Genomic DNA, 12,464 nt, shown 5'->3' with positions numbered 1-12,464 from the left:
AATATATAATTACAGTTTGAGTTGTGGTGTATTTTGAGGGTTCTTGTTTAACTTATTGTATTTATTTATTTAAATTGTTTTATTGGTGTGGCTTTCTTCTCTGTGGTAATAAATCTGTACATCACTATATTGTTTTATGTACGCATTCTGGTACAGTTGTCAGCAACCTCACTGAGGATCCCTATTAATCGAATGACCAGGATGACGATCATGCAAAAAGATGCGCTGAATAACGTTCACATCGCTGATGAACAGATTCTGATTACCCCGGAAGAACTGAAAAAACAGTTCCCGCTGAACAGCGTACTGGAAGGGCAGATTGCCGCTTCACGTCAGACTATTTCCGATATCATCAGCGGAAAAGATCATCGCTTGCTGGTGGTCTGTGGCCCTTGTTCTATCCACGATACTGAAGCTGCACTGGCCTATGCCCGCGATTTGAAAGCACTGGCGGACCAGGTGGAAGACCAGCTCTACATTGTGATGCGCGTCTACTTTGAAAAGCCACGTACCACAGTTGGCTGGAAAGGTCTGATCAACGATCCACATATGGATAACACCTTTGATATGGAAGCTGGCCTCCATATTGCACGTCAGCTACTGTTGAATCTGGTGGAGATGGGCTTGCCACTGGCAACGGAAGCGCTGGATCCAAACAGCCCGCAATACCTTGGCGATCTGTTCAGTTGGTCGGCCATCGGTGCACGTACCACCGAATCGCAGACACACCGCGAAATGGCGTCGGGCCTCTCAATGCCGGTAGGCTTCAAAAATGGTACCGATGGCAGTCTTGGCACCGCGATTAATGCAATGCGTGCAGCCGCGATGCCACACCGTTTCGTGGGTATTAACCAGGCAGGGCAGGTGTGCTTGCTGCAAACCCAGGGTAATCCTGACGGGCATGTGATCCTGCGCGGTGGGAAAAGCCCGAACTACGGTCCGGCCGATGTGGCGCAGTGCGAAAAAGAGATGCAGCAGGCGGGACTCCGTCCTTCCTTGATGATAGATTGCAGTCATGGCAATTCTAATAAAGATTTTCGTCGCCAGTCCGGCGTGGCCGAGTCTGCCGTTGCGCAGATTAAAGATGGCAACCGTTCAATTATGGGTCTGATGCTGGAAAGTAACATTCACGAAGGCAACCAGTCTTCTGAGCAGCCGCGCAGTGATATGCGCTACGGCGTTTCCGTTACCGATGCCTGCATTAACTGGGAAACAACGGAAACCCTGCTGCGTGAAATTCATCAGGATTTGACCGGAGTACTGGCGGCGCGTCTGTCGTAAGAGGGTTAATGAGTTATGGTGGCTGAACTGACCGCGTTACGCGATCAAATTGATGAAGTCGATAAAGCGCTATTGGATCTGCTGGCGAAACGGCTGACGCTGGTCGCCGAAGTCGGCGAGGTAAAAAGCCGCTACGGGTTACCGATTTATGTTCCTGAGCGTGAGGCCACGATGCTGGCCTCACGCCGTCATGAAGCGGAGTTGCTGGGCGTGCCTCCCGATCTGATCGAGGATGTTCTGCGCCGCGTGATGCGTGAATCCTACACCAGCGAAAACGATAAGGGCTTTAAAACCCTCTGTCCCGAACTGCGTCCGGTAGTGATTGTTGGCGGTAAGGGGCAGATGGGGCGTCTGTTTGAGAAGATGCTTACCCTGTCGGGTTATCAGGTACAGATCCTCGATAAAGGTGACTGGGATAACGCAGAAGCGATGCTGGCCAACGCGGGCATGGTGATTATTAGTGTTCCTATCCATCTGACCGAGCAGGTGATTGGTGAGCTGCCTCCGCTGCCGCAGGATTGCATCCTGGTGGATCTGGCCTCGGTGAAAAATAAACCGTTGCAGGCCATGCTGGCCGCGCATGCAGGACCGGTGCTGGGGTTACACCCCATGTTCGGCCCGGATAGCGGCAGCCTGGCGAAGCAGGTGGTGGTGTGGTGTGATGGTCGTCAGCCGGAAGCCTATCAGTGGTTCCTGGAACAGATTCAGGTATGGGGCGCACGCCTGCACCGTATCAGTGCCGTGGAGCATGACCAGAACATGGCGTTTATTCAGGCATTGCGCCACTTCGCTACGTTTGCTTATGGTCTGCACCTGGCAGAAGAAAATGTTCAACTGGACCAACTGCTGGCGCTTTCATCACCGATCTATCGACTGGAGCTGGCGATGGTCGGACGCCTGTTTGCTCAGGATCCACAGCTCTACGCCGACATTATTATGTCTTCAGAAAGCAATCTGGCCCTGATCAAACGGTATTATAAGCGGTTTGGAGAGGCAATAAAGTTGCTGGAGCAGGGCGATAAGCAGGCGTTTATCGACAGCTTCCGCCGGGTAGAGCATTGGTTTGGCGACCACGCGAAACGCTTCCAGGCAGAAAGCCGCACGTTACTGCGTCAGGCAAATGACAGCAGACCCTAGTGTTTAACAGGAGGGGCCGACATATCTGGCCCCTCCGTTTTAATCGTACCAAACCCCGCCTTGACGAAAATCTCCTGTCCCTCACAAGTTAACAACAGCTCAGCGAGCTTGTGGCCTGCGGGCTGACAAACGGCATAGCCGTAGTCAGCGCGAGTTTGCCACGCCTCAGGTATCAACAACGTCGTAATACCCTCATTCGCCTGTAGAAGATGCGCATAGCTGCGGTAGCCAATAAAGAGATCGGCCTGCCCTGACTTTATCAACCAGACTGAAGCCTGCATCCCCGGAGGTACGGGTACGGAATCCTTTCCACCGACCAGTGGCATCGCACGCTGCTTTAACCGTTGGCCCAGTTCAGTCTCATGCTGTCCAATACGTTCGAATAGCTGCCAGGCGTAATCGCCACAGGGATCGCAGCCAGGTGTTGAGGTGGCGAGACGCAGAGCAGGATTGCGCAACAGATCGAGCCACTCAGCCGCCGAATCGACGCTATCGCTGCGAACGTTCAGGCACAAAAAGTTATGGCAGAATACGCCTGTCCTTTGTGCCAGCCCTGCCTGTAACAGTGTCTGCGGATGGGCAATACTGGCAGAGACGAACAAATCGCAGGCCTCACCTTGCTCTATACGCTGACGCAGTATTCCGGCTGGACCGAACTGCGTTTCTATCCCCGCCGGATAATAGTGCTGGAATGCACTTACCACGCCTGGCCAGACGTGACGCAGGCTGCCCGCGGCCAATACCTGTAAAGGCTTCATCCGTTGTTGCTGTGGTAGTGAGTACGGTAAAAACGTTGATACCAGCCGTCTGCCTGCTGCTGCATATCAATATCCGTAAATCTGGCCGGGTACAGTTTCTTCGCCATCCACAATTCTCCCAGTGCCATCGCTTCCGGCATCGGGTAGCCCCAGGCCTTGGCATACTCTGGCATCAGATAAACCCGGTGATTTTTGACGGCATCCACGACCTGCCAGGCGGGCTGCTGGTTAATCTCGTCGAGTACTTTTGGATAACGGTCCTGGACAAAGATGACCTGCGGATTCCATGCCAGAATTTGCTCCATTGAAACCTGCTTGTAGCCCTTAACGGTTGATGCGGCAACGTTCATTGCTCCGGCATGCGCCATCATCAGCCCAGTGTATTTCCCCGAACCATAGGTTGTCAGATCGGGGTTAGCCATGTAGACACGAATACGCTCTTTTTCCGGAATGTCCTTGAGCCGGTCGGCAACCTGCTGACGCTGTTTAAAGGTTTCTGCAACCAGAGCGTCGGCCTGCTTTTGCTGATTGACCACCTCGCCAATCAGACGGATACCCTGTGCAAGGCCATCATTGTAGGCCTGTTCTTCATTTTCTAACTGTGGGTTGAGCTGGGCCTGCTGTGTGCCGCTGTCGGTACGCAGAGAGATGGCAATAACAGCGATGCCGAGATCCTGAATCTGATCAATCATTTCCTGGGGCGCATAGTTCGTGACAAACACCACCTGCGGATGAAGGGCAACCAGCTTCTCCAGATCAACATGGGTCAGATCGCCCAGCATCGGCAACGTATTCAACTGGGGTACCAGACGTGCATAGCCGTCGCCCAGCTGCTGTTTCCAGTTGCTGAGAATGCCGACTATTTTTCCCGTGGCATCGAGCTGTACCAGTAGATTTAAGGTCTGATGCTGAAGGACGACGACCCGATCAACGCGATCGGGCAATGTCACCTGACGACCGAGCTGATCGGTTACCTGGCGTGATGCTTGCGCAGAAAAAACGAATAAAGCAGAAAGAATAAGTACGGAAAAAGAGCGGAAAAGGGAAGTCATCATCGCTGCCTGAGTATCGTTGTATATCTTATGATATAGCGATCGACATCACAGGGTAAATGATTCTCTGTGGCAAAAGGGGAAAATCACCAGCCGCGATTGGGCTGGCGAGGTGTCCGGCGTTACTGGGGATCGATGGCGACGACGTTTTCGCTAGGGTAGCAGCCCAGTACCTTCAGGGAACGTGTGATTGGCGTCAGCTCGCTTAGCGCCTGCTGTACAGCATCGGTATTCAGGTTGCCCTGGAAATCGATGTAAAACATCTCCTGCCATGGATTCCCGTTAATCGGGCGCGACTCCAGTTTACTCATTGTCAGATTATGTTTTCGCAGCACCAGCAGAGCTTCCACCAGGGCGCCTGCCTGCTGGCCAGTGGCCATAATCAGCGTGGTTTTTGCCGGAACCTGGAGTGAAACCTCGACCGGCTTACGGGCCAGTACGATGAAGCGGGTAATGTTCTGGCGCTGGTTAGCCAGATTCCGCTCCAGCACCTGTAAACCATAAAGCTCACCGCCGGCTTCACTGCCCAGCGCGGCAACTTTCGGTGAATTCATGGCAGCGACTCTCTCCATCGCAGCCGCAGTACTTTCGGTGTACTCAATTTTCCAGTGCGGATGACGATTGATGAACTGGCTGCACTGCTGGAATGGCTGAGGGTGACTGTAGACTGTTTCAATCTGCTGCAGGTCAGTATTACCGGAGACGAGGACGCAGTGATCAATAGGGATAGTGATCTCACCGACAATAGACAGGCTGGTTTGCTGCAACAGGTCATAGACATCAGTGATTGACCCTGAAGTCGTATTCTCAACCGGCAGCACGGCGTAGTCAGCCAGCCCGGTTTCAACCTGATTGAAGATATCGTGAAACTTCAGGCAGCCATTCTCAATGAAGTTATCGAAATGACGTGCGGCATAGTGGCGTGATGCCAGATGCGAGTAAGAGCCTTTTGGCCCGAGAAAGGCGATGCGCGCAGAGTGAGCGTTGGTGTTGTTCAGATGTTTTTGCAGCAGCGCCTGCTGAGTCAGCACGGAATCTTCAATGATTTGCTGAAACAGGCGTGTGATGTAATGCGCATCCAGCTTATGGCCTTTGCCCAGAGTGATCAGGTGCTCAAGCAGATCGCGTTCGCGGTCGATATCACGGACGGGACGGTGGGTGGCCATTTTGGCCTCAGCAACTTCTACCGCCAGCGCACGGCGCTGGGCCAGCAGGGCCAGCAGTTGTTCGTCCAGTGCGCTGATCTTACCGCGCAGAGCCAGCAAAGGATTTTCGGGATTCATATTTGCTACCTGTCAGATGTTACTAAAAAAAAAGCCTCCCGTTTGGGAGGCTTTAATGTTCGTCTTCGCATTCACTCTTACACGACGAATTGCCTCCCAAATCAGGGGAAGGTAAAGAAGGTAAAAAAGAATGCGAAGAAAAACGGTGCTGATCTCATTGTGCTATCCATGATGTCTGGAAGGATAAAGTAACCGCTGCAATTTCATTCTGTCAATAAAAAACGCGCCCGCAGGCGCGTTATGACGGTTTAAACCGATTACTCTTCGTCTGTCTCAACCACACTCAGATCTTTAACACTGGCGGTGGCGCGGCGCGCTTCACCTTTATGCTGAACTTTATTCAGCTGACGTTCCAGCTTGTTAATCAGATCGTTGATGGCTGTGTACATATCTTCATGCTTGGCGCTGGCAATCAGCGGGCCGTTTGGCGTATTGATAGTTGCATCGGCAACAAACTCTTTCGGCTCTTTTGACAAAACAATGTGTGGATTTATCAGATGAGTTTGCCACTTTTCAAGTTTGGCGAGACGGTCTTCGACATGTTGGCGGATAGCCGGAGTAATTTCCATTTGCTTGCTGGTAATGTTCAGTACCATAGTGCTTACCTCTCTGTCATTTCCGTCTTGGTGAACCCAGCATACCGCGAAAAGTGTGAAAATGTGTGATCAAAATCACGTTATTTTGTCGCTTTTTGTCAAGAAGAACAAAACTGTGAGATGGGCGGGTAAATAGGGCCCTGGGGGTTGTCGAGGGGCATTTTCAGTGGCATTGTTGATAGGTTAACCTGACTGGAAATTTGGCATTTTGCCGTTTTTTAGTCAAAAAAATGGCAGCCCAGAGGCTGCCATTTTTGTCAGGTCAGACTCAGGCCTGATTGGTCGCAATGATTTTTGCCACACGATCGGCTTCTGCATTCAGCTGCAGATGACGGTAAGCATTTTCCATCAGCGGCAGTGCAGTGCGCGTAGCCTTTGTATCCGGGTAATCTTTCAGCATTTGCTCTACACGGTTAACCACAGCGACATACGCCTCGCGTTTAGTGTAGAATTCCGCCACGGATAACTCATATTTCGCCAGACGATCTTTCAGGAACACCAGGCGCTTGCGTGCATCGGTTGCATACTGGCTGTTTGGATAGCCACGCAGCAGCTGCGAGAAGTCTTTGAAAGCATCACGCGCATGGGTTGGATCGCGGTCTGAGCGGTCGATACCAAAAAAGCCTTGCAATGCACTGTCATCCAGCGCCATGTCCGTCAGACCACGCATATAAATAACGTAATCAATGTTCGGATGCGTTGGATTCAGGCGCATAAAGCGGTCAATGGCGGCTTGCGCCAGCGGCAAATCGGCATTTTTGTAGTATGCGTAGATCAGGTCTAGCTGAACTTGCTGGGAGTAAGGGCCGAATGGATAGCGGTTATCAAGCGCTTCCAGTTGCGTTATTGCTCCTTTAAAGTTACCGTCCTGCAGTTTTTGCTGGGCAGTGGCATAAATCTCGGAAGGCGGGCTGTCAGGCACCACATCCTTGGAGCCGGAACATCCAGCTAATGCCAGGCTCAACGTGGCTGCAGCCACCAGATATTTCATACGCGTCATGACGATTTGCTTATCCTCAGAGTGTTATTCAGGAAGCTGTCCGTTAAGCTTCCGATAGTGACCAGGTACGATAGCACATTATATTAAACGGCATCGCCGTGAAAACCCAACGTTAACGAAGAAGCTGTTTATTTATGGCACAACAAGTAAAACTCAACGCAACGGTATCCGAATCGCAACTCGGACAACGCTTAGATCAGGCTTTGGCCGAATTGTTCCCTGATTATTCACGTTCCCGCATAAAAGAATGGATTCTCGACCGTCGCATCACCGTCAACGGTGCAATTATCGACAAACCGAAAGAAAAAGTGCTCGGCGGTGAGCAAATTATCATCGATGCGGAAATTGACGAAGAAGCTCGCTGGGAAGCGCAGGATATCCCACTGAACATCGTCTATGAAGATGACGACATTCTGGTGATTAACAAACCGCGCGATCTGGTGGTTCATCCGGGAGCCGGTAATCCTGATGGCACGGTGCTGAATGCACTGTTGCATCATTTCCCGGCGATTGCTGATGTGCCTCGTGCTGGCATTGTGCACCGTCTGGATAAAGATACGACAGGTCTGATGGTGGTGGCGAAAACAGTCCCTGCACAGACGCACCTGGTGGAGTCACTGCAACTGCGCGAGTTCACTCGCGAGTATGAAGCCGTGGCTATTGGTCGTATGACAGCAGGCGGTACGGTTGATCAACCGATCAGTCGTCACTCGACTAAACGTACCCACATGGCAGTGCATCCGATGGGTAAACCAGCAACGACGCATTACCGCATTATGGAGCATTTCCGTGCCCATACGCGTTTGCGCCTGCGTCTGGAAACTGGCCGTACTCACCAGATCCGTGTGCATATGTCGCACATTAACCATCCGCTGGTGGGTGATCCGCTGTACGGTGGTCGTCCGCGTCCACCGAAAGGGGCATCAGATGCCTTTATCAGTACGCTGCGTGGTTTCGATCGTCAGGCCCTGCACGCCACCATGCTCCGTCTCTATCACCCGATTACCGGGATTGAAATGGAATGGCATGCACCGCTGCCACAGGACATGGTCGATTTGATCAATGCACTGAAAGCGGATACCGAAGAATTTAAAGAGCAACTGGACTGGTAATGAGCCTGATTGTACCAAAGTGGTTGGCCCCCGCTAACGTTCGCGCGTGCAGTAGTACGCGCCAGGGGGGCGTCAGCCAGGCTCCGTGGGACAGTCTTAACCTCGGTGCTCATGTGGGCGATGAGTTGCAGCATGTGCAGACTAACCGTCAGCGCCTGCTGGAACTGGCCGATTTACCGTCCATGCCACAATGGCTTGAGCAGGTTCATGGTACAGAGGTTCTGACGCTGGACTGGAAGGTGCCGGCTTCACTGCGTGCGGATGCGGCTTATACCCGAACCCCTGGCGTTGTCTGTGCTGTGATGACGGCTGACTGTCTGCCGGTGCTTTTTTGTTCGCAGGATGGCCAGGAAGTGGCTGCCGCGCATGCTGGCTGGCGTGGATTATGTGATGGCGTGCTGGAGGCAACAATTAATGCCTTTTCTGCCCCTCCGTCGCAGATTTTCGCCTGGCTTGGCCCGGCGATTGGTCCGGATGCTTTTGAGGTCGGGCCGGAAGTGCGTGAGGCTTTTATTGCGCAAAATCCAGCCGCTGCAGCCGCTTTTCTCCCTAAGGGTGAAAAGTTTTATGCCGATCTCGGACATTTAGCAAAACAGCGTTTAGAGGCCATCGGCGTGCGCCACGTCTGGGGTGACGGCCAATGTACCCTCAATCAAAGTGAGCAATTTTTCTCCTTCCGACGCGATGGCGTCACTGGCCGTATGGCAAGTTTGATCTGGCTGATATAACCTAGCGCCATAAGACGGTCCGGATTGATGTTTTTTTCTCCAAAATGTCAGGTCATTACCTTGAAAAATTTGAGGGATGACCTCATTTAATCTCCAGTAGCAATTTGACCTGATAGGGGGAAATTATGCGTCTGGATCGTCTTACTAACAAATTTCAGCTGGCTCTGGCTGATGCTCAATCTCTGGCCCTCGGCCGTGACAATCAATTCATCGAACCTCTGCATCTGATGAGCGCGTTGCTCAATCAGGATGGCGGATCCGTTCGTCCTTTACTGACCGCTGCCGGTGTTGATGTCGCTTCACTGCGTACCAACATTGAACAGGCACTCAGCCGTTTACCGCAGGTCGAAGGCACCGAGGGTGATGTTCAACCTTCTGCTGACCTGGTACGGGTGCTTAACCTGTGTGACAAACTGGCGCAAAAACGTGCCGACAACTTTATTTCATCCGAATTATTCGTTCTGGCGGCGCTTGACTCGCGTGGTTCTCTGGCAGATTTGCTCAAATCTGCGGGGGTCACCAGCGATAAGCTGACGAAAGCGATCGACCAGATGCGTGGAGGCGATAGCGTGAACGACCAGGGAGCTGAAGATCAGCGGCAGGCACTGAAAAAATACACCATCGATCTGACCGAGCGCGCGGAGCTGGGTAAACTTGACCCGGTTATTGGCCGTGACGAAGAAATTCGCCGTACGATTCAGGTCTTGCAGCGCCGTACTAAAAACAACCCGGTACTGATCGGTGAACCTGGTGTTGGTAAAACCGCCATCGTTGAAGGCCTCGCGCAGCGCATCATTAATGGTGAAGTGCCAGAAGGTCTGAAAGGCCGCCGGGTACTGGCACTTGATATGGGAGCGCTGGTGGCGGGTGCCAAATATCGTGGTGAATTCGAAGAGCGCCTGAAAGCGGTGCTCAGCGACCTGTCGAAACAGGAAGGCAATGTCATTCTGTTTATTGATGAGTTGCACACCATGGTCGGTGCCGGTAAGGCTGATGGCGCAATGGACGCGGGCAACATGCTGAAACCTGCACTGGCGCGTGGTGAACTGCACTGCGTGGGCGCCACCACCCTGGATGAATATCGCCAGTATATAGAAAAAGATGCTGCGCTGGAGCGACGCTTCCAGAAGGTCTTTGTTGCTGAACCGAGTGTGGAAGATACCATCGCGATCCTGCGTGGGCTGAAAGAGCGTTATGAGCTGCATCACCATGTGCAGATTACTGACCCGGCTATCGTGGCAGCGGCGACTTTATCGCATCGCTACATTTCTGACCGTAAGTTACCGGATAAGGCGATTGACCTGATTGATGAGGCCGCGTCGAGTATTCGTATGCAGATCGACTCGAAGCCAGAGTCTCTTGACCGCCTTGAGCGACGTATCATTCAGCTGAAACTGGAGCAGCAGGCGCTGAAGAAAGAGTCTGACGATGCCAGTATCAAACGGCTGGAGATGCTGGAAACTGAGCTGAACCAGAAAGAGCGTGAATACTCAGAACTGGAAGAAGAGTGGAAAGCTGAAAAAGCGGAGCTCTCTGGTACTCAGCATATTAAAACTGAGTTAGAACAGGCGAAGCTGGCCATGGAGCAGGCACGTCGTCAGGGAGACCTCGGGCAGATGTCCGAGCTGCAATACGGGAAAATTCCAGAGCTGGAAAAACAGCTTGCTGCCGCGACGCAGACCGAAGGTAAAACCATGCGGCTGCTGCGTAACCGTGTTACCGATGTTGAGATTGCTGATGTGTTGGCACGTTGGACCGGTATTCCTGTCGCTCGCATGATGGAAGGTGAGCGTGACAAGTTACTGCGTATGGAGCAGGAGTTGCATACGCGGGTGATTGGTCAGAATGAGGCAGTGGAAGCGGTATCGAATGCGATTCGTCGCAGCCGTGCTGGCCTGGCCGATCCGAATCGCCCGATTGGTTCGTTCCTGTTCCTTGGGCCAACTGGGGTAGGGAAAACCGAGTTGTGTAAGGCACTGGCTAACTTTATGTTCGACAGCGATGACGCGATGGTGCGTATCGATATGTCCGAGTTTATGGAAAAACACTCAGTGTCTCGTCTCGTCGGGGCACCTCCGGGCTATGTCGGTTATGAAGAAGGGGGCTATCTGACCGAGGCGGTTCGCCGCAGACCTTACTCTGTCATCCTTCTGGATGAAGTAGAAAAGGCGCATCCGGATGTGTTTAACATTCTGTTGCAGGTGCTGGATGATGGCCGTCTTACTGACGGGCAGGGCAGGACGGTCGACTTCCGTAATACGGTGGTCATCATGACATCGAACCTGGGGTCTGATTTGATCCAGGAACGTTTCGGTGCATTGAGCTACGGTGAGATGAAAGAACTGGTGTTGTCGGTTGTCAGCCAGAACTTCCGTCCGGAGTTCATCAACCGTATCGATGAACTGGTCGTCTTCCATCCGCTGGGTGAGCAACATATTGCTTCTATTGCACGCATCCAGCTTGCACGCCTGTATCAGCGTCTGGACGATCGTGGGTATGCTCTGCATATCTCTGAAGCGGCGCTGCAGAAGCTGGGTGAAAATGGTTATGACCCGGTCTATGGGGCAAGGCCGCTGAAACGTGCAATTCAGCAGCAAATTGAGAACCCGCTGGCACAGCAGATACTTTCTGGTGCGCTGATTCCGGGGAAAACCATAGAAATGGATGTACAGGATGGCGTAATCGTCGCACATCAGTAATCACGGGAAGTAACAGAAATGGGCCTTTGGCCCATTTCTGTTTATTAAAGCAGCATAAATCGAGGTCATAAGCGGCTTTTGCATGAAAAATAAGCATGTGAAAAGTTTTTTGCAATTAGCCCTTGTCAGTCGCCAGAAAATCCCTATACTGCGCCTCCACTGACACGGAACAACGGCTTACAAGTCAACGTGTCAGGAGGTTCAGGAAGCATCTGAAACGCCGGAAAAACTTCTCAAAAAGAAGTTGACTCCGAAGGAGGAAAGCGTAATATACGCCACCTCGCAACAGGAAGCTTCGGCACTGATTGCACCGCTCTTTAACAATTTATCAGACAATCTGTGTGGGCACTCGCAGGATTGATATCAGTCACCTCCGGGTGACAAAAAATATCAAGTCTTAAGAGTGAACACATAATGAAATTCATTATGACGTTTTACACTTGAGCATCGCTGCACTTGTTGCAGCAAATCGAACTTTTAATTGAAGAGTTTGATCATGGCTCAGATTGAACGCTGGCGGCAGGCCTAACACATGCAAGTCGAACGGTAGCACAGAGGAGCTTGCTCCTTGGGTGACGAGTGGCGGACGGGTGAGTAATGCCTGGGAAACTGCCCGATGGAGGGGGATAACTACTGGAAACGGTAGCTAATACCGCATAACGTCTTCGGACCAAAGTGGGGGACCTTCGGGCCTCACACCATCGGATGTGCCCAGGTGGGATTAGCTAGTAGGTGGGGTAATGGCTCACCTAGGCGACGATCCCTAGCTGGTCTGAGAGGATGACCAGCCACACTGGAACTGAGACACGGTCCAGACT

Annotated in this window: 10 protein-coding genes, 1 rRNA gene and 1 other annotated feature; of the genes, 6 read left to right on the top strand and 5 right to left on the bottom strand. The window is 52.2% G+C overall.

What is annotated here, in order from left to right; all coding sequences use genetic code 11:
* Window positions 1-210: 210 nt before the first annotated feature.
* A complete protein-coding gene (locus WH277_RS05750; RefSeq protein WP_133845977.1) occupies window positions 211-1,281 on the top strand; it encodes a 3-deoxy-7-phosphoheptulonate synthase in 1,071 nt (356 codons plus the stop codon).
* 15 nt (window positions 1,282-1,296) lie between these two features.
* Entirely contained in the window at window positions 1,297-2,418 is a 1,122-nt protein-coding gene (gene tyrA, locus WH277_RS05745; RefSeq protein WP_133845976.1) for a bifunctional chorismate mutase/prephenate dehydrogenase, read from the top strand.
* Here the strand turns inward: tyrA and WH277_RS05740 are convergent.
* The 5 genes from WH277_RS05740 to bamD all read right to left on the bottom strand — a co-directional run bounded on the left by WH277_RS05740 (window position 2,415) and on the right by bamD (window position 7,107).
* Window positions 2,415-3,176 carry a substrate-binding domain-containing protein gene (locus tag WH277_RS05740; protein ID WP_133845975.1) on the bottom strand — a complete coding sequence of 254 codons (762 nt, stop codon included), beginning with the start codon at window positions 3,174-3,176 and terminating at the stop codon, window positions 2,415-2,417. The genes tyrA and WH277_RS05740 overlap by 4 nt on opposite strands.
* Window positions 3,173-4,228 carry an ABC transporter substrate-binding protein gene (locus WH277_RS05735; protein ID WP_339505050.1) on the bottom strand — a complete coding sequence of 352 codons (1,056 nt, stop codon included), beginning with the start codon at window positions 4,226-4,228 and terminating at the stop codon, window positions 3,173-3,175. The genes WH277_RS05740 and WH277_RS05735 overlap by 4 nt, the downstream gene beginning before the upstream one ends.
* A 122-nt stretch (window positions 4,229-4,350) precedes the next feature.
* On the bottom strand, window positions 4,351-5,511 hold the full coding sequence (gene pheA, locus WH277_RS05730) for a bifunctional chorismate mutase/prephenate dehydratase (RefSeq protein ID WP_133845974.1): 1,161 nt from the start codon (window positions 5,509-5,511) through the stop codon (window positions 4,351-4,353).
* A 24-nt stretch (window positions 5,512-5,535) separates the two neighbouring features.
* Window positions 5,536-5,670: a sequence feature (Phe leader region), on the bottom strand.
* A 98-nt stretch (window positions 5,671-5,768) separates the two neighbouring features.
* Window positions 5,769-6,107 (bottom strand): ribosome-associated translation inhibitor RaiA, encoded by a 339-nt coding sequence (raiA, locus tag WH277_RS05725; protein WP_133845973.1) that lies wholly within the window; start codon window positions 6,105-6,107, stop codon window positions 5,769-5,771.
* Between the two features lie 268 nt (window positions 6,108-6,375).
* Window positions 6,376-7,107, bottom strand: coding sequence for an outer membrane protein assembly factor BamD (gene bamD / locus WH277_RS05720; RefSeq protein ID WP_133845972.1), 732 nt, complete (start codon window positions 7,105-7,107; stop codon window positions 6,376-6,378).
* 134 nt (window positions 7,108-7,241) lie between these two features.
* On the opposite strand from bamD, the gene rluD reads away from it, so the two are divergent.
* The 4 genes from rluD to WH277_RS05700 all read left to right on the top strand — a co-directional run.
* A complete protein-coding gene (gene rluD / locus WH277_RS05715) occupies window positions 7,242-8,219 on the top strand; it encodes a 23S rRNA pseudouridine(1911/1915/1917) synthase RluD (RefSeq protein WP_133845971.1) in 978 nt (325 codons plus the stop codon).
* Window positions 8,219-8,947, top strand: coding sequence for a purine nucleoside phosphorylase YfiH (gene yfiH, locus WH277_RS05710; RefSeq protein ID WP_339504946.1), 729 nt, complete (start codon window positions 8,219-8,221; stop codon window positions 8,945-8,947). The genes rluD and yfiH overlap by 1 nt, the downstream gene beginning before the upstream one ends.
* Window positions 8,948-9,072: 125 nt before the next feature.
* Window positions 9,073-11,646, top strand: coding sequence for an ATP-dependent chaperone ClpB (gene clpB / locus WH277_RS05705; RefSeq protein WP_159337970.1), 2,574 nt, complete (start codon window positions 9,073-9,075; stop codon window positions 11,644-11,646).
* A 478-nt stretch (window positions 11,647-12,124) separates the two neighbouring features.
* A 16S ribosomal RNA gene (locus WH277_RS05700) occupies window positions 12,125-12,464 on the top strand; the annotation flags it as partial.

This window comes from Erwinia sp. MYb416 (assembly GCF_037479575.1).
GTDB classification, from domain to species: domain Bacteria; phylum Pseudomonadota; class Gammaproteobacteria; order Enterobacterales; family Enterobacteriaceae; genus Erwinia; species Erwinia rhapontici.
This window is presented reverse-complemented; position numbering and strand designations above follow the sequence as displayed.